The following is a 20844-nucleotide window of genomic DNA, read 5'->3' as shown; positions in this document are numbered from 1 at the left end:
TTTGTTTAAAACGCAAAAAAGCCATTGAAGTGCCCACTTCAATGACTTTTGGTCATGTGAAGAAGCACACTTCCCTCTCAGCACGCTTACGAGGTTAGCTGACGGATTCGGGTCCGTGAGAGTGACCCTACCGGTGATGGCACCGGATTCACCCCAAAAAATTGGTTCCCCCGTTCCTGTACGGATTCAGCGCTCGAAGTGTGAAACTGTTGATGATTAGGTTTTGTCATGATTAGCATTCTAATACGATTACCGGAACCTGTCAATCAAGGTTTGACAACCGGCCGTAGCAAAATGGCGACAGTTTTTGTCGAACATGGAGGGATTCTGTCGGAATTTGCGGAAAGGATATACCATTTCATCCCTTTTATGGAGGTTGTTATGAAGGCTCCGGTGAGTTGGTTGGCGGGCGGATGGATGGGAGGCATCGGCGTTGCATTGGCATGGGGAAGCGGGTACGGTGGATGGTGGTTGTTCGGGGCGGTTGTTGTCGGGATGGGGGGAGGATGGGTGTGCCTGTGGCGTTGGCGGATGTGGACGGCAACATGCACGCTGCTCTCTTTTTTTGTCGGAGCCGCCTATACGTCCTGGGTGGATGCCCGCAATGTCTCGTCTATCGATGATCGGTTGGCCGATCACGTTGGCATCAAGATGTATGGGGTTATCCAGTCCGCCCCTGAGGTGGATGGAGATCAGCTCACCTGTATGGTGAAAGTCCGATGGATAGAGGTGGATGGTGCCGTTCGGCGCTTGGAAGACGAAAAAGTGTGGTTTCGTCTGCGAGTGCAATCACCGACGGAGTTGCGGACGATTCGCGATTGGACAAGCGGGACGCGGCTGTCGGTGGACGGTGTACGGTTGACTCGACCGGAACCGGCGCGAAATCCAGGCGGTTTTGATGCACGATCGTTTTATCGCCGTCAATTTGTGCATTGGATTGCGTCGACTGACGGGCTTCACGGGGTGTCGGCGGAACAACCGCCTCCATGGCATGTATTCGCATGGGCAGACCGGATTCGGCAAAGTGGCGGCGAAACGCTGGCACAACTGTATCCTGCGGAGATTTCCGGTCTGATTCGCGGATTGGTGCTGGGAGAGAGGAAAGCAGTGCCGGAGGAGGTAGACCGCCTGTTTGCCCAATGGGGACTGACGCATTTGTTGGCCATTTCCGGGATGAATGTGGCCGTCTTCGTCGCGGGCGTGTACGGTTTGTTGACCCGATTGCGCTTGACGCGTGAAGTGGCAGGCGGACTCACGATGGTATCGTTGCCGATATTTGCATGGGTGACGGGGGCGGAAGCATCCGTTGTCCGGGCGTGCATGATGGCCGGTTTCACCCTTGTTGCCGCGGTTTTCGGCAAGTGGCACGACCGGCTGTCCTTTTTGTTTCTGGCAGGATGGATGATGCTGTTGTGGAATCCGTATCAGCTCCTGGAGGCGGGGTTTCAGCTCACCTGTTTGATCACCCTCGGGCTGCTGTTGGCTGTCGAACCACTCAGTGGCCGGTTTCCATTACCTTGGAAGCGTGGCAATCAATTGTTGGCGGTCACATTGATCGCCCATCTGGTATCATTTCCTGTGATGATCGTCTATTTTTATGCTTTTCCCACTGGCTCTTGGTGGGTCAACCTGTGGGTCGTCCCGATTGTCGGTAGCGTGGTGTTCCCTTTGGCACTCCTCTCCTTGATGTTGGGCTGGATCGCACCGGTATTGGGAGCGGTGCCTGCCTGGGTATGCACTTGGGTGACAAAAGGGCTGTTATGGTTGTTGGAACGGTTTTCCGCGGGACCGGGAATGTTGACGTCATGGTCACCGCCGTCATGGATATGGTGTGCGGCATACGCGGCGGTATGTGTATACGCATTGTACGCTTGGACGGGCAACGCGCTTTATCCCCGTCGGCATCGCTGGTGTTCGCTTGCGTTGCTAACGGGTCTGATCTTCTACTCCTATCATCCGTTTTACGGGGGGATGGAGGCGCGCATCACCTTTCTCGATGTGGGGCAGGGGGATTGTGCCGTCATCGAGACACCGAAAGGACAAGTCATCGTAGTGGACGGAGGTGGAATGCCGTCATTTCCGCAAAAGTCGTGGCAACGGCGGCAATATTCCTACGACGTGGGAGAGAACACGGTGGTTCCATATCTGCGTTTTCGCGGCATTCGACAGATCGACTACCTCATCATGACGCATGGGGATACGGATCACATCGGAGGCTTGCAAACAGTGGCGGAACAATTCCCTGTTCGCTTCGTCCTGCGCAATCCCCACCCGCCCCGTACCGAGACGGAACGGAAATTGGTGCGAACATTGATCGAACAAGGTGCCCGTACCGTCACGCCTTCTCCCGGAACGGCATGGACACTGGAACCGGGGGTTGCATGGCAGTTTCTCCATCCCGATCCTGCTCATCTCGCGACCGACGAACGAACCAACAATGATTCCATTGTTTTTTTGCTGCAGATCCAACGTTTCCGCTTGCTGATGACGGGTGACATCGAGCAGGAGGCGGAAGCGGACTTGATGGGGAAGTGGCGCTTTCCACCTGTGGATGTGCTGAAAGTGGCCCATCACGGAAGCCGTACATCAACCGGAGAATCATGGCTTGCGCAAGTCCGTCCCGGTTTCGCCGTGATCTCGGTCGGCCGGCATAATCGGTTCGGCCATCCGGCTCCGGAAGTGATCCGCCGCTTGCAAAGCCATCGGATTCGCGTGTATCGGACGGATCGTCACGGGGCGGTGACCATCCGGATTCGTCCCGCCGGCTGGACGGTGGAAACGATGATGTCGGAGGCAAGATGACGTCACGGATTGCTGGTCGTTGGAAACCGTCGTGTCATTGTCTCCAGTGTGTGTCTGGTGAATACTGTCCGGGTTCTTTCCCGGTTCGCCCCACCTGCGCCTTGCAAGAAAGAAAATCATGACCGCTCGGACCCGGTCAGTGCAGGATGCGGGCAAAGTCCGTTTCGCTTTGAGGAAATGGCCCGCGATTTCAAACCGGCGCTTTCCCGAGTCTTCGCTCAGTTCAGGCTCAGGTCTTCGCTCGCCTGGAAAAACATTGCTCCCTTACGGTATGCCGGCCGCGCCCGAGAAAGGCGATCATTTTCCCGCGGGTATACGTAAACCTCTCGTAAACAGGAGCAAAAAGATGCTCCACCCTGTACCGTAACCGACGATGGCACAGAAGCGGAACAGGTTGTCCCGTCTCGGATCAGACCGGCTTGTCCGACTGTGGTACAATGGGAATGAATTTGCTCCCGGGAGAGCGTACCGCAGTCCGGATTCCAATCAAACAGCAACTTTTGATACCCCAGGACCGTCTGGTAAATTAGGAGGGATAAATGTGGTCGAAGCGGAATGGGTCAAACGGGCGCAAGCCGGCGATCGCGAGACCATGATCCGGCTGCTGCGGGAAATTGAGACACCAGTCTACCGCACGGCCTATTATCTCCTGGGAAATGAGCAGGATGCGCTGGACGCGACCCAAGAAGCACTGCTAAAGATCTATCATCGGATTTCTACTTTTCAGGGGCAATCCCGCTTTGAAACTTGGGCGCAACGGATTGTGACCAACATTTGTATCGATCAGTTCCGCCGCAAAACGAAAGTGGTACCGATGCCGGAAGAGATGCAACCGGTGGATACCGAGGCGGAACAGGCAGTGCACCAATCCCATTTTCATTCGGATTTGAAAACGGCCATTTCGCAATTGCCGGAGCAACAACGCACAGCCGTCGTGTTGCGCTATGTGCACGACTATAGTTACCAGGAAATTGCGGAATCGATGAATTTACCCATCAACACCGTTAAATCCCATCTATTTCGCGCACGCAAACAATTGCAAGTGTTGTTGGCGGAATACAAGGAAGGGGGTGTCGCACGATGAGGTGTGAGGAGGCGCTGGAACTGATCCAGCGGAGCTTGGACGAGGAATTGTCCGATGAGGAACAGGCAAGCCTCCAATCCCATCTGTCTGTGTGCACCGGTTGTTCGGATTTTCACTCGCGGCTGAAGCGACTGGATGAGCATTTATCTCTCCTGCCCCACGTTCATCCGCCTGTCAGCGTGGTCGACCGCATCCTGCCGCAATTGGAAAAACCGAACCCGACACGTACCTTCCGCAGAAGATTCACCAGTATGGGATGGATCAGCGGAGGAATCGCAGCAGCGATCGTAATCGGTGCCATCTTCACACAATGGGGGATGTCGGAAAAGCACACTCCTCCCAAACCGCCGGTTGCGACAAACCCGTCCGGCGGTACCTCAGGGAAGGACCATCCATCCACCCCACCCGGAAATAAACCTGTTGTCGGTGCATCTGAGCACGACACGGGAGACGGAGCCGAATGGTCGCCTCGTCGGCGCTATCAGGCGGTGGTATCCGGCAACCGTGTAGAGGTTCGCACAAGGGAAGGGAAGTTGTGGTATCGCTCTTCTGCTTGGCAAAGTGGAGGCAAAGCCCGGCTCAGTTGGGCGGATGATCGCAAGCTGATTGTGCTGATCGTTTGGCACGAAAAAGACGGTCAAGCGAAATCAGTTTTGAAAAAATATGATGTGATTGACAAACGAGAAGAAAAGTAGAAGGCGGAGCAGGGGGGACTGCTGAATGTACCGCACCTTGGCGCGGGAAATCGTGAAGGGGCAAATTCAGCCGATTTATTTGTTCTACGGCAAAGAAGGTTTTTTGATCGAAGAGATGGTTCACTTGTTGCGCAAACATGTCCTGCCTCCGGAGGATCCTTCCTTTCATGAAGTGATCCTGGACTTGGAGGAAATCCCGGTGCAACAGCTGGTGCAGGAGGCGGAAACCCCCTCATTTTTCGGTGGGCGCCGGTTGGTGATCGGCAAAAATGCATGGTTCTTGACTGCGGTCAAAGGGAAGGACAAAGTGGAGCACCAGCCGGAAGAACTCCTGCGGTATGCGGAAAATCCCCTGGAATCCAATGTCGTGGTGTTGATCGCACCCGCTGAAAAACTGGACACACGAAAAAAAACGGTGAAAGTGTTGGAAAAGCATTGTTGCACCGTCGCCTTTCCCCCGTTGGAAGAAAAAGAGTTGCCGGGCTGGGTGGCCAAACGGTTGAAACAAGCAGGTGCTTCAGCCCAACCGGAAGCGGTTCGGCGGTTGATCCGGTTGACGGGAAACGATTTGCGCATGGTGGATCAGGAATGCAGGAAACTGGCCGCCTATGCCGGACAAGAGGAGATTACGCCGGAAATGGTGGACCAGCTGGTTCCACGGACGTTGGAACATGACGTATTCAAACTGGTGGATTGCGTCGCGCGGCAAAAAACAGACGAGGCGCTGTCCATCTTGTACGATTTGTTGTATCAGCGGGAGGAACCGATTCGAATTCTCGCTTTACTGATTCGCCAGTACCGAATCATGTTGCAAGTGAAAGTGTTGGCTCAGCAAGGAAAGTCAGAGCGCCAGATCGCTTCCGTCCTCGGGTTGCATCCGTACCCGGTAAAACTGGCCTTGCGTCAAGGGGAGGCATACACAGAGAAAGCGCTGCGCTCGTTACTGTTAAAAGCCATTGAAACCGATCAGGCTGTCAAGTCAGGAAAAATAGACAAGGTGTTGGCATTGGAACGGTTTCTGATGGCGCAAACACCGGAGCCGGTCTAATCTTCCGAAAAAATGTCGGTGAATTTGATCCCCATCGCTTGAGAAGACCCGGTCGTTCTGAATCGGGGGCGCAGGCGCGGGCAAAACACACGTTTCTCATTTGCGAGAAAAAGTCGCAAGCAACCTGATTCCTGCAACGTTTCGCTCAACGGGAAATTTCGGCTCTTCTTTTCCTCAGCTGAAAGAAGGTGACCGAATCCCTGCGAGCACCCTTTGAGTTACCGAAAAAGGATCAAACGGCTCACGCAAAAATCACCTGAGGGGGGCTTCCCCCTCAGGTGATTTTGGAAAAAGCCCTAAACCTCCTTACTTTCCTCACCCCGATGTGCCAGGATCCGGTTGGTGACGTCATAGGCTGAGCTGAAGGAAAGCTCGGATAATTGTCCTTCTCCTTGGCACCAATCACCGGCAAAATATGCGTTGGCGATGCTGTAGAATTTGGTCGGCATCAACCGCTGATCGTCAATGCACTTGATTTCCTGCACGGTGGCCCGTTTTGAAATACGCTTGGCAACCAAGACTTCCCGCCAACCCGGGAAGTGTTTGTCGTAAACGGATTCAATCGTAGCCACTTTTTCATCCGCTTTATTTTGTTCGATCTCTTCCTGGGTGAGATAAGCAACGGCCTGCATCAGTTGACCGCCTTCCGGGATACAGGTTTCATCGTAATAGGAGATGTCGGTGATAAATACTCGTTCCCCTTTATGGTAAATGTAAGTGTAAGGGCTTTCAATCCGTTTGTTGAGACCGACATCGTATACAACGACTTGATTCGGAACGTATCGCCCGTATTCTTCAAACAACGGTGCAAATCGCGTTTCGCCGAACAGTGTGAGCAGCTCTTTGGGCGGAATGCAGAAAATGAAATGATCGGCGTAATAAACCGTATCCTTCCCGTGAACTGCTGTGACGCGGTTGCCTTCCGTGTCCACTTGTTGCACTTTCTCTTTGGTCAGGATCCGACCGCCGTTTTTGGTGAGAATGTCTGCAAAACCGTCCACGATGGATTGCCAACCGCCGCCGATGTAGGCCACAGCATGATGGGTCGCAAATAATCGACTATAATATTGGAAAAATAACGGAGACGGTATTTTCTCCGGTTCATTGGTGAAAAAGTTGGAGGATGCCAGCGTTAACAGCAAATCGCGTAAAGGTTCCGGCTCTTTTTTCAAATATTCGCCGATCGGAACCCCGTCTTCCCCCCGTTCGATATGGGTCAGTGTTTTGATCACTTCATAAGCAAAACGCAATTTGTTTTTGTTGTCCAAGATCTTGGTTTGAAACAGCCGTTCCAAGGTGGATGGCATCGGGGTTGTGAACGACCCCAGATCGTAATACGCTTTTTTGGGGGAGAAATCCCGCCAGTTCACCTTGAGATCCAACTCATGTTCGTATTTGCGCAGGATACTTTTGTCACGGGCGTAAATGGCATGAGCGCCAAAATTGAAATTAAATCCCTTCATCGGGATGGTGATCGCCCGACCACCCAATTTTGGTGCCTTTTCCAAAAGTGTGACTTCGTAACCATGGTGGGCCAAACGCGCGGCCGCACTTAGTCCTGCCAATCCGCCACCGACGACAACTACTTTTTCAGACACAGACGACACACTCCTATTCTGATTGACCACTGAAGATGACCAGTTTCTCTGTTCCATAGATATTGTAACAAAATTGCAACCCTGTCGCGTAGGGATTGCGCATATCTGAAAGTTCCGTTTTCTTTTAGGGAGGTGAAGGAGATGGAAAAGAAAGATCGCGACCGGACTCCCCCGATGATCGTCAGCGCTTGTTTCGCCGGGATTCATTGCCGTTTTGACCAAAGACACAACCGGATCGATGCCATCCAGCGGCTGGTTCGGGAAGGAAAGGCGATCCCCGTTTGTCCCGAGCAGATGGGCGGACTGCCCACCCCGCGCAATCCGGCGGAGATCGTCGGCGGTGACGGAGAAGATGTGCTGGACGGTCGGGCACGTGTCGTGGACAACCACGGGAATGATGTGACAGATGCATTCCTGGCCGGGGCACGGGAAGCGTTGGCCATGGCAAAGGCGATCGGTGCCAAAAAAGCGATATTGAAGGAGCGGAGTCCGTCATGCGGCAGTTGTGCCATCTACGACGGGACATTCAGCAAAACGTTGCGGTCCGGGATGGGGGTAACCGCCGCATTGTTGTGGAGGCACGGGATTGAAGTCGTGTCGGAAGAAACGTGGGAAGAAGAAAAAGACGCACAAGATTCAACCCGTACCGTACGGCGCGACCCGGAAGAGGGATGAGAAGGAATGAGACTTTCCCCTTCAGGTTGTTTGACAAAGACCACGGGCTCCGATTTTCCGCCTTCCTGTCCCGGTAAATTGATGAGGACGCAACGTTTTCCAGCCAGAGCGACTTTACCAAGCCCTGCCGAGCGGAGAACCGGTAAGCGCCGGGATTCATTCGTGGGCAATGTCCTTTAAGTGAAGCGTACTTTGCCCGCATCCCGCGCGCTCTCCGGTTCGGAGCGGCCAAAACCGGTTTCCTTGCAGGGAACAGGCGGAGCGACCCGGGAAAGCGATGGTGAACAGACTCACCCGACTCGCCACAGATGGATGTTCATCGCTTCCACGTCAATGGGCAGCACACGCTGTTTATGCCGCATCCACCAAAAGAAGAACGCCGTGTTGATCGTTGGAATATCCTTCGGCTCACCCGATACGACATGATGTCAGCGGTCTCGAGGGGAATATTCTCCTCTTGTTTTTACAGAAAAAGCCTCCTAAAAGCCCACGGCGACCACAGGGAGTGCCTGTGGTACTTTAGCCGTGTGGAGTGTCAATTTTTCAAATCTACTGCTAAGATGGAAATGAACGTCCATACCAACAAAGGGGAGAGGAAGGCTCATGTGGTCGGAGACCGAAGTCGCACGCAGGTTGGGTGTGCAATATCCCATCATCCAGGCGGGAATGGCAGGTGGTCCTGCATCGCCGGAGTTGGCCGCGGCAGTTTCGGAGGCGGGAGGACTGGGAACGTTGGGGGGCGGTTACTGGACGGGCGAGCAGTTGCGGGATGCCGTTCGTACCGTGCGCCGGTTGACCGACCGTCCGTTTGCCGTCAATCTGTTTGCTCCGGAACCTTATGAAGTGTCGGCGGAGAAGATTTCCCGCGTTCAGGAAAGAATGCGTCCCTATCAATATGAACTGGGGTTATCGGAACCGCCATTTCCCAAACAGTTCGCTCCGTCGTTTGAGGAACAGATGGAAGTGGTGCTGGAGGAACGGGTGCCGGTATTCAGTTTTACATTTGGCATGTTGGAAGCCGAGTGGATGCAGGCTTTAAAGGAACGCGATATCGTGGTGATAGGCACGGCGACAACCGTGCGGGAGGCAGTCGCGTTGGAGCAGAGCGGTGTGGATATGGTGGTGGCCCAGGCGTTTGAGGCGGGTGGCCATCGGGGGACGTTTTTGAGCCGGTTTGAGGAAGCGTTGATCGGCGGGATGGCGTTGATCCCGGCGATGGTGGATGCCGTCCGCATTCCGGTGATCGCCGCGGGCGGCATCATGGACGGTCGGGGAATCGCCGCGGCCTTCATGCTGGGGGCGCAAGGCGTACAATTGGGCACGGCGTTTTTGACCTGCCGGGAGAGCGGCGCCCATACGTTGCACCAGCAAGCGGTGCTGTCCGCAACCGAGGAGAGTACGACACTGACGCGCGCTTTCTCCGGCAAGCCCGCACGAGGTATCCGCAACCGGTTCATCGAGGAGATGGCGGACGTTGAGGTGCCGGATTACCCGGTACAAAATGCGTTGACCCGGGAAATTCGGCAAGTGGCGGGCAAAGCGGGACGTTCCGAATTCCTGTCGATGTGGGCGGGACAAGGCACCCGACTGAGTCGGGAGATGACGGCGGAAGCGTTGTTAGAGGCATTGGTGAGAGAAACGGAGGAAGCGGTTGGCCGGTTGGCGCAGGGAGTGCGCTAGGGTATGAAGAGGGTGAGAAAATGGTTGCGCCGGCGGGTGTTTGATCAATCCGAGGGACAGTGTCGTTTCTCATGAGTGAAAACCTGTGCCAGACGGAGGGAGAAACGGAAAAGCACGAAGAATCGAACTGCGGATTGCGCGCGGAACCCACTCCCTTGTTCGAAGCGGCCTTGATTTAAAGGTCACTGGTGGAAAAACGGTCCCCTTTTTGGGGAACAGGGCAGGTCCCCATCAAGGCATGGTCAGCGGGCATATTGGCCCCACGAACTTTTCTCATCATGATGGCCGCTCTGATCGGAGCGGCCAACGTATGTTCACCCTTGTTACACCTTTTTACAGAAAAAGTCGTCTGTGGGGCGATCCACATCGGCAAAGCCATTTCAGGGTTAGTAGCCTGGTATACTGGTAATACCACGGGCACTTCCGTTGGTCGCAGGTGTGCCGCCCATCCGGGTACGTGCTAACCGGATGGAACGGGCTGATGACACAGCCCTGGCTTGAGGGTTGCCCGAAACAGAAATGGACTAAGGGTGTTAACCACTCAAGAATCCCACGGCGACCATAGGGAGTGCCTGTGGTGATTTAGCCGTGTGGAGTGTCATTCCTGATCATTGACATACACACGGTGACTGACGAAGAAATCGTGCAAATCCCGTCCGCTGGTTTGCTGCATGATCCGGATGAAGTCCCGCGTGGTGGCCACGCCGAACTTCTTGGCCCGGAACCAAGCGTGCATGGCACGGTAGAAGGTATCATCACCCAACTCCATCCGCAATTCGTTCAACGTGCGGGAGCCGTATCCGTAGATCATCTGGTAATATGCCTCGATGCCGCCCGCATCGGCGTGCTGGGTGAACGTGGAAACAGGGGAGGAAACGTGATAGTATTCCTCCTTGGTGGGTTCCGTCGTCAACTCGTCCAGATCATTCATGTAGAGCGCTGCGGCGAAGGTGGCAAACGATTCGTCCAACCACGGTTCATCATATTCGTTGTTGCCGATGATGCCATAGAACCACTGGTGGCCGATTTCGTGTGCCGTTACTGATTTCACCCACTCCTGTGTACGGTTGTCGGTGAGGCTGATCATGATCAGCTGGGGATATTCCATCCCGCCGAACCATCCTTCCATGCTGACGATGTCCAGCTCCGGCCACGGATACTTTCCGAACTTTTCACTGAAGAGGGCGATGCTGCCGCGGCCCGCCTCCAACATCGCGTCGGCATACTTGGCCTGACGGTCAGTATAGTACACGTTGATTTTCACGTTTCCGACCGATGTCTGCCGGACATGGTAGTTCGGGTCCAACTCCATCGCAAAATCGCGGACGTTTTGAGCGCGGAAATGGTAAGTGGCCGAGTCTTTGTGGAAGATGGTTTTGCCCACTTGCGTGCCGGTCGCCGCCACCACCTGGCTGCGATCGGTAGTGAACAGGACGTCAAAATTCCCGGTCAACGAGTAGAACGATTCCCCGTAAGGGAAATACGGATCAGTATTCCAGCCCTCTTCGTCATAGACGGCCAGGATGGGGAACCAGTTGCCGAGAGAGACGGTGGTGCCATACCATCCGAACCGGTCTTGCAGGTTGGGCACTTTGACAGTGAAGGTGATTTGCACTTCCGGTCGACTGTTGGAGGGCAAGTTCAGGCCGGTGATGTGAAGCGCGGTTTCGTTCAAGGAAAATACGGCCGGTTTTCCGTTTACCTTGACGGATTGGATCTGGGTACCTCCGCCGGCTTCCGTGAAATCCCGTGCGTTGGCCCACACGTTGAAATACAGGTCATGGAGTGTAAAACCGAGATTGTTGGCAAACGTCACGTTCATCGTTCCGGTGATCACATGACGGTTGGTGTCATAGGAGACGTTCATCCGATAATGGGGACGGGTGGGACCGAGCAGGCGGTCATCTCCGTGGGCGGATGACTTCACCCGGGGTATCTCTTCCTTATACAGGTGCGGATTCGCCGGATGATAGACACCGGGGATGTCTGCCGGGTCCGTCGCGGGTTGTGCGTGTGTGACGGCAGGAGACAGCGTCCAAGTAACGGTCAATGCCAATAGAGAAACGATTGTGGTGAGTACGGACAGCAACCTTCTCTTTTTCAAATGGCATCCCTCCTCTTTTCAGGGATATCTTTCTCGATTGGAAGAAACAATTCCTTGGGACTATTGCACTATTTTAAAAAAATAAAAATCGGGGCTGTTGGCAACGTGCCGGAGAAAGTGTCCGGTCATCCCGTCGGGCTGCAATGTTGTCTTACTTTATCAGAAAAGCGGATTGTTTGATTCGGACAGGCAAGGTTTCGGTAAGTCTTTCAGTGAGATTTTTCATGGTGCGTTTCTTCAGGACACATCCAATTAAAGACAAAATAAAAAAAGAGCCGGCCGGCTCCCGGATTTTAAACAAACAGTTTCCATATGTCAGTTTCCACTGTGTGCTTTGGATCGGGTTTGCTTGAGCAAACGTCGATACTGAAGATACATCGCCACCCGCCAAGGCAGGATCATGCCGAAAGCGAGGATGAAGAAGACCGCTCCCGTCTGCGGAATGGAAATGTGTTCTTCCACGTATGTATGCAAGCCGAGACGCAGGAGCAGCAATCCGAGCAGGATGAAGACAAACGCTTTGGAGCGCTTCAGGTAGATCTCGTCGCCAATGATGTGAAACTGGGATGTGCGGATCAACGGGTAGGAGAAAAACACCGCACCGGCGAGAAAAGCGATGATTCCCCAGGAAAAGGGAATGCGGGTCGGCGGATAGAGGAACATCAGAAATCCCGTACTCATGGCGATCGGCGGGAGTATGATCTTTTTGGCTGATGTTGGTTTCTTGGCGGCACGCAACCGAATCACGACAAAGGTCAGGGCCATGATGATGGTACCTAACGTCATGAAAATATGATGTATTCTCACGCTAGCTCAAACTCCCTTATGATTACTGGTGTATATGATCCTCCTCTTTCTTTATCGACGACAAGACGGGAAAAGATACTGCGGATCATTTCCTTTCGCTCCCACCGTGTAACTCGTTTCCATACATATCGAAGGTTTTCTAATGCCTCGACTCATTCATCGCTCGAAATTTTGGGCGACGTTTCCGTTTGCGGAATCGAAGCTAATTCCGCTTTAAGTTGTTCCTCTCGTTCTCGATCCTCTCTAGTTCTTTCTTTCAATTCCTCCACAGTGATTGCACTCATTGGCGAATGCCTCTTGCCATTTTCTGCGCCGTTTCTTGACCGCTCGATTTCCGCTTCAATCTCTTTGATCCGATCACTTGGCGATTCGGGGTTCGGTGGTTCCAGCCGCGGCACTTCTTGGATGATATCATGTAGTAGCTCGAATAATGCTTTCTCTACTTGTTCGGACATATCCGGCATATCGCAAATACCACGAGCATTTCGACCATTGCAACGGTAATAAATAATAATTAATTCCGCCGTTTTTACTTCTCATCTTATTTTTCGCTCCGACCATCGGGGAACCACACCGAGCACATACTAGTATACCAGAAAAAGGGTACTTACTGGTAATTGTCTTCGCGGATTGTTCCTCCCGGCGTTCCTTGATCCGTTTCTGTGTCTCGTAGAATAATTCCTCTGATATGATCGGTTCGTGTTGGGATTTAAGGACAATTTCCTTGTCTTTAGATTGTCCACGGTAACGCAAGTGGCCAATATAGACGGGATTTGTCAGGGCATACCTAACCTGCTGATCCCCCCAGTGAGCTCCTTGTCGTGTTTTGATCCCCTGCTTGTTTAGATTATATGCGATAGCATGCAAACCATCATGCTTGTACTGCTCAAAAATCCACCGCACCACCGCCGCTTCATTCGGATCAATCACCAATTTTCCGTTTTCTTCACGGTACCCGAACGGTATATTTCCATCGCGACGCTCCTCCAAGAAATCCTGTTCCATCCCCATTCTGACACGCTCGGATAAGTTCTCCCGTTCCCACTGCGACATGGCCCCTACCAGAGTAATAAAGAACCGGCCCATGGCTGTGGTCCGCGCGGAAATTATCGGGGCAAGCCCTGAGCTGGACGAAGTGGGCGGCGGTCGGGGGAATCTGCCGGGCGATCCCACGGCCAGGGAGGCCACCGCTTTTTCATGCATCCCATAAGGGTCTTTTTTATGGGATTCATGGAGGGGCCAAGGATAGCAAACGATCACGGGTTTGATTCCCGTGCAACCCACCAATTAACGGAATAGCAAATAAAAAGAAAAGGCCACCGAATGGATCGGCCGGCCTTTATTTGCCCACTCCCAAATGCTGTTTCAATGCTTCTTGAAGCAGTTGGGAATAATTCACGTCGTGCTTCTCGCCAAGATCATTTAACCATTTGGGGATAGAAAGAGTTTTTTTCACCGATTTCTGGCCGACTTCTTGAACGGCCTTTTTTGATACAGAAATCAAAACAAGGACAGCGCGCTCGTTTTCTTCTTTGTATGCTTCCAAATCGATATCCGCCAATTTGGAGGGTTCGGGGATTTCCTCGTTATGGGCCAACATTGTATACAAATGTCCAGCCAATGCTTCTTGGGCCATACGGAAGGCATCTTCTTCGTCTTTTCCGTGAGATACACACCCAGGAAGATCGGGAAAAGTAACGCCGATTCCCTCAGTGTCAGGGTCGTAATGGAATACGGCTGGGAAGACATAGGATTTCGCCAACTGTATCAACTCCTTTGATATACTTGAAGGGAAGGGCGGGGTCAAAGAAGTTTGACCCCGGATTGACGTTCAATACTTCTTATTGTTCCTTTGGGTAAATCTTTCTTTGGATGAGGCACTGTTACGGTGCCCTTTTTTGTTGGGTGTCGGAAGTGGTGATGGTCACCCGTCACCCGTTCTAAGTACCATCCATCCTTCTTTAACAGCTTGATGATTTCCCGTGATGACTTTGGTATTTGCTTCCCCTCCCTTCGATATTTATTATAACACGTATTCGATACGTATTAAATGCATATTTAGCACGTATTTTCGATAGAGGAGGGGAATTTATTGTTCTGGTTCGGGTTGATGATCGGGTTGATGTTCGGGTTCACTGTGGCAGTATTTGGGTTGCTGGCTTTTTGGATTTATGCGGTGACTCATAGGGGTTGAGGTGAGTCGGTGTTCTAACTTCCGATACGAAGGTATTATCAGGATTAAAGCCCATGTTCCAATCGTCGATCGGTGCTATATCCGATGTATTTAAAAGTGTGGATCAAGCGATTATGGGGGCAGAGTTCCAGCGGTTTTTCCAGTGGCTGAATCAAAACGCCGGGCATTCGGGCATTTGGAGAAGCATTTATCAACGTAATGAAGGGCGTAATTAATATCATCATGGCCTTTACGCCCTTAGCGGATGACATGCAAGGTGGTTTGGTAAAAAATGACACGACGCTTTGCCGAGTGGTCGGCCGGTTTAGCGAACTCTCAGGGCTTCAAACAATTTATTTCCTCTGTCCAGCTACGGGCTCAATGTTAACGCTTCGAGTTACAATCCTCGTTACTGAGGTGTATCTATTATTGCGCCCGAATTGTTTGATCCTAATCGTGGTAGATACCTGTGGCTTCAATCCTCACTACAGAGGTGTATCTATTGTTACAGCGTTTGCCAAGCCCCTTGGTTTATCTCAATTCTCCCGCAGTTTTCCGAACACCTCCTCAAAAGCACCCATTTTCTGTGTTTCCTACTGTATTTCCAGCCGGACAAAATCTCCGAAAGCTCTTATCACACAAGGAACTTCGTATTTCCGAACACCCCCCGGGTATTTTTCGAAGCGAAGGCTGTTCGGAAACAAAACAAAAAGGCATGATGTCCATATTTTTATGTTTAACTGTTTTCGCACTTCTCAGCTTAATAATACCAAAATTCTGTTGCGCTTGCGAGAGGATGAACCATCAGGAACAAGATAACTTGGCCCAAGCGATAACGTCGAGCGTGGCCACCGCGTTTGAAAAACAAAGCTGCGTCGCAACCTGTCGTCAACCACAACCGAATAGCCCAAACCGATGCATTGTGTTGTGGTTAATGGAAAAGCAATTATTGATTTCGCGTGTCGGCGGCGTTGGACAAGTACCAAGACAGGGTGGAGATCACCAAACGATAACTGGAAGAGTATTGGTGGAAGAGATTCGATGATTTAGAATAGACTTTGACCAAGTCCAGACCATCAAGGCCTGTATGGTCAACCCTCCTACTTGAACACCGAAATCGTAACATACCAGTCTTGGTGTAAATATTTCGGTAAGTCAGGTTGCATCCGGCGCCATTTCTTGTTATCTTGTTATCATGATGAGCCGGAACGCTTGGCTCTTTCAGGGTTGGGATGAAAGAGACCGTCGGCGAAACGGACAATCGGATACCGTTCAAGGCGAGGAAGAAGAAGAGTAGCGCGGACTGGCCCGTTCAGAGAGTTGACGGTCGGTGCGAGTCAACCGGGCTCCCGCGTGAATGGGCTTCGGAGCCGTTCTCCGAAAGGACGCTCAAGTCCGAGTAGGCGGAACCGGTCCACAGACCGTTATGGCAATCAAGTGCGCCGTTTTTTGGCGAATCAGGGTGGTACCGCGAGCAATGCCTCGTCCCTATGGGGATGGGGTTTTTTATTTTGAGGAAAAAGGAGCTGAATGGTCAATGAAACGGATGTTGTCCGGCATTCAACCAACGGGAAATCTGCATCTGGGCAACTATCTCGGTGCGTTGAAGCGGTTTGTGGAATTGCAGGATGAAGCGGAATGCTTCTACTGTGTGGTCGATCTTCACGCATTGACCGTACCGCGTGATCCCGATGAGTTGCGGGAAAAGACATTGGAAGTGGCGACGTTGTATCTGGCAGCCGGCTTGGACCCGAAAAAGGCCACACTGTTTGTACAGTCCCATGTTCGGGCGCATACGGAAGCCGGTTGGTTGTTGCAATGCGTGGCCCGTATGGGCGAGTTGAATCGCATGACGCAATTCAAGGAAAAAAGCCAGGGTTCCGAAGGCGTAGTCGTCGGTTTGTACACCTATCCCGTGCTGCAGGCGGCAGACATCGTACTGTACCAAGCGGACGCCGTTCCGGTGGGGGAAGACCAGAAACAGCACCTGGAATTGGCGCGCGACTTGGCCGAGCGGTTTAACAACCGGTACGGGGAAGTGCTGACATTGCCGGAACCGCTGATCGGGAAAGTGGGAGCGCGTATCATGGGATTGGACAATCCGGTGAAAAAGATGAGCAAAAGCGCCGGAAGTGAAGCCAACTACATTGCGCTCTTGGACGAGCCGGATGTGATCGTGAAGAAAATCAAACGGGCGGTGACCGATTCGGAGAACCGCATCGCCTATGATCCGGAGAACAAGCCTGGGGTCAGCAACCTGTTGGTTATTTACAGCCTGATCACGGGACGGTCGATTGATGACACGGTCAAGCAATTTGAAGGACAAGGATACGGGCAGTTGAAAAAGGAAGTGGCCGAAGCAGTGGTGGAACATCTCACACCGATTCGCGAGCGTTATCACGAACTGCGGCGCTCGGGGGAAGTGGAGCGCGTACTGGCCGAAGGTGCGGAAAAAGCGAGTGCCATCGCGGATGAAACGCTGGCCAGGATGAAGGAAGCGATGGGGTTGGTGCCGCCGTTTGGCCGGTAACGAGGACATACCGGCATTGCGGGGGATCGTAAGCGGGACGTGAGAGGGTGGCTTAACCCTGCGAACGGTCTTCGATGAAGCGAGACAGGAGCGAGTGGGGAAAAGATCATGACCCCGGAACTGAAACGGGAATCAGCACCACTCGCTCTTACAATAGCATTAAGGTCCGGGTGAATCGCCCGGACCTTCTGTTATGATGTATGATGATCGAAAATAAAAGCCGACCCTGCGTGGGGTCGTCCGATTAACCGTTCAAGGCGTTCAATTTTTGAGCCAAGCGGGATTTTTTCCGAGCCGCGGCATTTTTATGGAGAAGGCCTTTGGTGACGCCTTTGTCCAATTTCCGTGAAGCTTCGCGCAACAACACGGCCGCTTGTTCCTTATCCTGGGCCTCCACTGCGGCCAGGAATTTTTTGATGGCCGTACGGATGGCGGATTTTTGAGCCGCGCGATGCATCCGGCGTTTTTCGTTGGTTTTCGCCCGTTTGATCGCAGATTTGATGTTCGCCATGATTTCACCTCCTGCAGATACCACCATTGCGTCCCTTAGCGTGCAACATGCTCAATTGTAGCACGGCATTGGGCAAATTGCAAGCTTGGAATAATGAGGGGGAATGTATGGCAAAAATAGGATGTATCTGAGCAAGAGGAGCTGATTTCGGGCATGGCACATGACAAACGGGACGGAGCGAAAGATCGGCCGATGCTGGATTTGAGTGCTTTGGCCATTCGGACGGACCTCGCGCGGGAAGCTCATGATCTGGCACTGAAAGCCCGCGAAGAAGGGGAAATCCCCGGTGTGCGGATGGAAGAATACGATGAAGATGGTATCAAAACCAGCTGGATTTGGGTGGAGAGTGAAGAGGGAGCCCGCGAACTGGGAAAACAGCAGGGGACCTATCTGACATTGGAAGTGCCGGGGCTCAGAAGCAAGGATTCGGAACTGCAACATCGGGTGGCCGTCCATTTTTCCCGGGAATTTTCCCGTTTTCTCGAAGAGGCGGGAATTGCCCCGGACGACAAGATCCTGGTCGTCGGGTTGGGCAATTGGAACGTGACCGCCGATGCGCTGGGACCTTTTGTCGTGAAACACACACTGATCACCCGCCACCTGTTTCAGCTGATGCCGGAACAAGTGGAAGAAGGGTACCGTTCGGTCAGTGCCATTTCACCGGGGGTGATGGGTACGACCGGAATCGAGACGAGCGAAATTGTACGCGGCCTCGTGGAAAAAACGAAACCGGATGCCGTCATCGCCGTCGATTCGTTGGCATCCAGAGCACTGACGCGGGTCAACACCACGATCCAAGTGGCAGATAACGGTATCAATCCCGGTTCCGGTGTGGGGAACAAACGAAAAGCATTGAACCGTGACACGTTGGGTGTGCCCGTGATTGCGATCGGGGTACCGACAGTGGTGGATGCGGCGACGATTACATATGACACGATCGAATTGGTGATGTCGCACCTTCAACGAGAGATGAACCAAAAAAAGCCGGCCAACCCGCTTGACCCGTTGAATCGGCCCGATTTGAAAGAGTTGCAGAATCAGAAAGTGGATGAAGCAGCCAAAAACAAGTTTCTGGGATTGATCGGCGTGCTCAGTGATGAGGAAAAACGGCAGTTGATCCACGAAGTTCTCTCACCGTTGGGACAAAACCTGATCGTCACTCCCAAAGAGGTGGATGATTTTATCTCTGATATCGGCAAACTGGTGGCGGACGGAATCAATTGCGCATTGCATGAATCGGTTACCATTGATAACGTATCGGCTCATACAAACTGAAATCGGCACACAGCCGTTTGTTCTATCAATTCGCTTCGTTTTTCATAGGTTCTACCTCGTCCCTTTCTTTCATATACCTTGGATAAGACAAGGATGATAGAGGGGGAGAGGAATGCGCCACCGTTATCGGGGTTTTGCTACGTTGAACATGTCCGGGCCACGTGTACGCCAATCATTTGTCCTGTTGATACTGGGAACGGCGTTGGTTTTCATTTTTACCGGCGCTTTCGCCATGTTGGAGGCAGAACGGAGCGCACACTCTTCCGATCTCGGCAGACTGACCGCTCACCTGTCGGCCGATACGTTGTTGTGGGCGATGGGTAGAGAGATTCCGTATTTGGCGGCGATGCGGGATGAGCAGGCTGATGGGAGGATGTCCCGACTTTTTTTTGAACTGGCCACCAGCATCGATCCGAAGGACCCCCGCACGTTTATCGGACGGGAATTACCCGGATTCACTTTGTTTGACACCGAAATCGTCGTAGCCGGACAAGGCGTCAAATACACCGACGTGCCCATCGAATCAGAACCGCCGCCGGATTTGGCCAAAGAACTGGAGCGACAATCCGAAAAGGGAAAGGACCGCACCCCGTCTGATCGTGTGGATGAGCCGTCACCTTCACCCTCCGTCAAGCGTGTCTTCATCTATCAGACGCATTTCAGCGAATCGTATTTGCCGGAATTGGGCAGGAGCGACCCCGACAGAGCTTATGACTGGAACACAAACGTGATCTTGGTCGGCAAGCGATTGGGCAAGGAGTTGGAACGCCTGGGAATCGGGGCAGAAGTCTCCACCGCGCATTACAAGGAAGAGCACCCCAAACTGTATCGCTCCTCCCGCAAAACGGTGCTGGCGGCGATGCGGCAAAATCAGGATTTGCAATACTTCATCGATATTCACCGGGATTCGCAACGCCGGGACAAAACCACCACGACGATCGACGGGAAGCCCTACGCCCGCATTGCATTCGTCATCGGTACGGCACATGAGGATTGGGAACAGAACCTGAAACTGGCCCGTCAACTGCATAACAAACTGGAGTCCCTGTATCCGGGGTTGTCCAAAGGCGTGTTTCTCAAAAACCGTGCCACGGGCAACGGCGAATACAACCAATCCTTGTCGCCGCGGAGCATCTTGGTGGAAATCGGCGGGGTGGACAACAACTTTGATGAAGTGTTCCGTACCACCAAAGCGTTGGCCCGTGCGTTTGCGGATCTGTATTTCCAAACCGAACCCGTGGACGCCCGACCATCGTCATCAGGTGGCTCTCAATAGAGGCTGTTTTCTGTTTGCAAGGCTTTGGGGAGGGTGGCCTGTTTCTCGCAAGTGACCTTGGAGTTGACGAAAAGAAGAGAGGGAAACAGGCTCACCCCGAACGAGATGGATTGATCCGATATGTTCCGGAATGGTCAGGTGATGTGAAATGAGATGGGCGGCACAAGTGACCGCGCTGTTGCTGGTGTTGATGTTCGGGGTGTTTCTGGGCATCGACACGGCTGAACAAAACATCCAGAAAATACAGGGCAACGAAGGAGCCCCACGGGCAGTTCATATCACGCCGGAAAACGGCAGGGTGGAAATCTCTGTGATGGGACATGTGGTGGAAACGGAAAATCCCGTTTCCGAGAAGAATGTCCAACGGGTGAAACAAGTGAAGCGTTCAGTGGAAGAAAACAGCGGCATACTGGCCAAGATGGGCAATGAGATGGGCAGTGGTATCCGGGAGGGGGCGAGAAAGGCGATTGAAGTGATTGTGGGATGGTTGGATTCAGATGGCAAAAATCCATGAAAGCCGTTGATGGAGAAAGTCGTTCCGTGGTATAGTGACAATCAAACAAAACGGAGCAGAGCCAGGAAGAGC

At 52.8% G+C, this 20844-nt stretch carries 19 protein-coding genes, 1 riboswitch and 1 other annotated feature; of the genes, 11 read left to right on the top strand and 8 right to left on the bottom strand.

Annotated features, from left to right (window positions below; translation table 11 throughout):
• Positions 1–67: 67 nt before the first annotated feature.
• A riboswitch (cyclic di-AMP (ydaO/yuaA leader) is annotated at positions 68–202 on the bottom strand.
• A 179-nt stretch (positions 203–381) separates the two neighbouring features.
• From JQC72_RS03485 to holA, 4 genes are all read left to right on the top strand, one after another.
• On the top strand, positions 382–2802 hold the full coding sequence (locus JQC72_RS03485) for a DNA internalization-related competence protein ComEC/Rec2 (RefSeq protein WP_205492801.1): 2421 nt from the start codon (positions 382–384) through the stop codon (positions 2800–2802).
• Between the two features lie 541 nt (positions 2803–3343).
• On the top strand, positions 3344–3886 hold the full coding sequence (locus JQC72_RS03480; RefSeq protein WP_205492799.1) for an RNA polymerase sigma factor: 543 nt from the start codon (positions 3344–3346) through the stop codon (positions 3884–3886).
• On the top strand, positions 3883–4581 hold the full coding sequence (locus JQC72_RS03475; protein ID WP_205492797.1) for a zf-HC2 domain-containing protein: 699 nt from the start codon (positions 3883–3885) through the stop codon (positions 4579–4581). The genes JQC72_RS03480 and JQC72_RS03475 overlap by 4 nt, the downstream gene beginning before the upstream one ends.
• Before the next feature lie 25 nt (positions 4582–4606).
• A complete protein-coding gene (gene holA / locus JQC72_RS03470; RefSeq protein ID WP_205492795.1) occupies positions 4607–5629 on the top strand; it encodes a DNA polymerase III subunit delta in 1023 nt (340 codons plus the stop codon).
• A gap of 296 nt (positions 5630–5925) precedes the next feature.
• Here holA and JQC72_RS03465 read toward each other — a convergent pair whose 3' ends face one another.
• Positions 5926–7227: a phytoene desaturase family protein gene (locus JQC72_RS03465; protein ID WP_335342385.1), complete on the bottom strand. Its 1302-nt coding sequence runs from the start codon at positions 7225–7227 to the stop codon at positions 5926–5928.
• Positions 7228–7368: 141 nt separating this feature from the next.
• Here JQC72_RS03465 and JQC72_RS03460 point away from each other — a divergent pair, with 141 nt between their 5' ends.
• Positions 7369–7902, top strand: a complete 534-nt coding sequence (locus JQC72_RS03460; protein ID WP_302104453.1) for a 2-thiouracil desulfurase family protein — start codon at positions 7369–7371, stop codon at positions 7900–7902.
• Positions 7903–8505: 603 nt separating this feature from the next.
• Positions 8506–9582, top strand: a complete 1077-nt coding sequence (locus JQC72_RS03455; protein ID WP_205492791.1) for an NAD(P)H-dependent flavin oxidoreductase — start codon at positions 8506–8508, stop codon at positions 9580–9582.
• Between the two features lie 598 nt (positions 9583–10180).
• On the opposite strand, the gene JQC72_RS03450 is transcribed toward JQC72_RS03455, so the two are convergent.
• The 4 genes from JQC72_RS03450 to JQC72_RS03435 all read right to left on the bottom strand — a co-directional run bounded on the left by JQC72_RS03450 (position 10181) and on the right by JQC72_RS03435 (position 13546).
• Entirely contained in the window at positions 10181–11686 is a 1506-nt protein-coding gene (locus JQC72_RS03450; protein ID WP_205492783.1) for a M1 family metallopeptidase, read from the bottom strand.
• Positions 11687–12001: 315 nt separating this feature from the next.
• On the bottom strand, positions 12002–12472 hold the full coding sequence (locus tag JQC72_RS03445; protein WP_205493240.1) for a CcdC family protein: 471 nt from the start codon (positions 12470–12472) through the stop codon (positions 12002–12004).
• A 173-nt stretch (positions 12473–12645) separates the two neighbouring features.
• The gene (locus JQC72_RS03440) at positions 12646–12948 is read right to left on the bottom strand and encodes a hypothetical protein (protein WP_205492781.1); all 303 of its coding nucleotides are present in this window, start codon (positions 12946–12948) and stop codon (positions 12646–12648) included.
• Positions 12905–13546 (bottom strand): recombinase family protein, encoded by a 642-nt coding sequence (locus JQC72_RS03435; RefSeq protein ID WP_205492780.1) that lies wholly within the window; start codon positions 13544–13546, stop codon positions 12905–12907. Before JQC72_RS03435 ends, JQC72_RS03440 begins: the two co-directional genes overlap by 44 nt.
• 31 nt (positions 13547–13577) lie before the next feature.
• Here JQC72_RS03435 and JQC72_RS16395 point away from each other — a divergent pair, with 31 nt between their 5' ends.
• Positions 13578–13703: a hypothetical protein gene (locus tag JQC72_RS16395; RefSeq protein ID WP_302104452.1), complete on the top strand. Its 126-nt coding sequence runs from the start codon at positions 13578–13580 to the stop codon at positions 13701–13703.
• A 129-nt stretch (positions 13704–13832) separates the two neighbouring features.
• Here the strand turns inward: JQC72_RS16395 and JQC72_RS03430 are convergent, their stop codons facing one another.
• Both JQC72_RS03430 and JQC72_RS03425 read right to left on the bottom strand, forming a co-directional pair.
• Positions 13833–14255: a type II toxin-antitoxin system HicB family antitoxin gene (locus JQC72_RS03430; RefSeq protein WP_205492779.1), complete on the bottom strand. Its 423-nt coding sequence runs from the start codon at positions 14253–14255 to the stop codon at positions 13833–13835.
• Between the two features lie 41 nt (positions 14256–14296).
• Positions 14297–14491: a type II toxin-antitoxin system HicA family toxin gene (locus tag JQC72_RS03425; RefSeq protein WP_205493237.1), complete on the bottom strand. Its 195-nt coding sequence runs from the start codon at positions 14489–14491 to the stop codon at positions 14297–14299.
• A 1446-nt stretch (positions 14492–15937) separates the two neighbouring features.
• Positions 15938–16159 (top strand) — a binding site (T-box leader).
• A gap of 44 nt (positions 16160–16203) precedes the next feature.
• Between JQC72_RS03425 and trpS the strand changes: the two genes are divergently transcribed.
• Entirely contained in the window at positions 16204–17196 is a 993-nt protein-coding gene (trpS, locus tag JQC72_RS03420; RefSeq protein ID WP_205492778.1) for a tryptophan--tRNA ligase, read from the top strand.
• A 244-nt stretch (positions 17197–17440) separates the two neighbouring features.
• On the opposite strand, the gene rpsT is transcribed toward trpS, so the two are convergent.
• Positions 17441–17707 (bottom strand): 30S ribosomal protein S20, encoded by a 267-nt coding sequence (gene rpsT / locus JQC72_RS03415; protein WP_205492777.1) that lies wholly within the window; start codon positions 17705–17707, stop codon positions 17441–17443.
• A gap of 192 nt (positions 17708–17899) precedes the next feature.
• On the opposite strand from rpsT, the gene gpr reads away from it, so the two are divergent.
• From gpr to JQC72_RS03400, 3 genes are all read left to right on the top strand, one after another.
• Positions 17900–18982 (top strand): GPR endopeptidase, encoded by a 1083-nt coding sequence (gene gpr / locus JQC72_RS03410; RefSeq protein ID WP_205493236.1) that lies wholly within the window; start codon positions 17900–17902, stop codon positions 18980–18982.
• Positions 18983–19094: 112 nt separating this feature from the next.
• Complete coding sequence (gene spoIIP / locus JQC72_RS03405; RefSeq protein WP_205492776.1) at positions 19095–20258, top strand: stage II sporulation protein P; 1164 nt, start codon at positions 19095–19097, stop codon at positions 20256–20258.
• Between the two features lie 148 nt (positions 20259–20406).
• Positions 20407–20772, top strand: coding sequence for a DUF3679 domain-containing protein (locus tag JQC72_RS03400; RefSeq protein WP_205492775.1), 366 nt, complete (start codon positions 20407–20409; stop codon positions 20770–20772).
• Positions 20773–20844 lie beyond the last annotated feature (72 nt).

The sequence above is a fragment of the Polycladomyces zharkentensis genome, from assembly GCF_016938855.1.
Taxonomy (GTDB): Bacteria; Bacillota; Bacilli; order Thermoactinomycetales; family JIR-001; genus Polycladomyces; species Polycladomyces zharkentensis.
Note: the sequence above shows the minus strand (reverse complement) of the source record. Positions and strands in the feature narration are given on the sequence as shown.

Bases quoted from the DNA above. Each gene is read 5' to 3' on its own strand.
- JQC72_RS03485 (WP_205492801.1), top strand. From the start codon at position 382: ATGAAGGCTCCGGTGAGTTGGTTGGCGGGCGGATGGATGGGAGGCATC.
- JQC72_RS03475 (WP_205492797.1), top strand. From the start codon at position 3,883: ATGAGGTGTGAGGAGGCGCTGGAACTGATCCAGCGGAGCTTGGACGAG.
- holA (WP_205492795.1), top strand. From the start codon at position 4,607: ATGTACCGCACCTTGGCGCGGGAAATCGTGAAGGGGCAAATTCAGCCG.
- JQC72_RS03460 (WP_302104453.1), top strand. From the start codon at position 7,369: ATGGAAAAGAAAGATCGCGACCGGACTCCCCCGATGATCGTCAGCGCT.
- JQC72_RS03455 (WP_205492791.1), top strand. From the start codon at position 8,506: ATGTGGTCGGAGACCGAAGTCGCACGCAGGTTGGGTGTGCAATATCCC.
- JQC72_RS03445 (WP_205493240.1), bottom strand. From the start codon at position 12,472: ATGACGTTAGGTACCATCATCATGGCCCTGACCTTTGTCGTGATTCGG.
- JQC72_RS03440 (WP_205492781.1), bottom strand. From the start codon at position 12,948: ATGTCCGAACAAGTAGAGAAAGCATTATTCGAGCTACTACATGATATC.
- JQC72_RS03435 (WP_205492780.1), bottom strand. From the start codon at position 13,546: ATGTCGCAGTGGGAACGGGAGAACTTATCCGAGCGTGTCAGAATGGGG.
- JQC72_RS16395 (WP_302104452.1), top strand. From the start codon at position 13,578: ATGGCTGTGGTCCGCGCGGAAATTATCGGGGCAAGCCCTGAGCTGGAC.
- trpS (WP_205492778.1), top strand. From the start codon at position 16,204: ATGAAACGGATGTTGTCCGGCATTCAACCAACGGGAAATCTGCATCTG.
- rpsT (WP_205492777.1), bottom strand. From the start codon at position 17,707: ATGGCGAACATCAAATCTGCGATCAAACGGGCGAAAACCAACGAAAAA.
- gpr (WP_205493236.1), top strand. From the start codon at position 17,900: ATGCTGGATTTGAGTGCTTTGGCCATTCGGACGGACCTCGCGCGGGAA.
- spoIIP (WP_205492776.1), top strand. From the start codon at position 19,095: ATGCGCCACCGTTATCGGGGTTTTGCTACGTTGAACATGTCCGGGCCA.
- JQC72_RS03400 (WP_205492775.1), top strand. From the start codon at position 20,407: ATGAGATGGGCGGCACAAGTGACCGCGCTGTTGCTGGTGTTGATGTTC.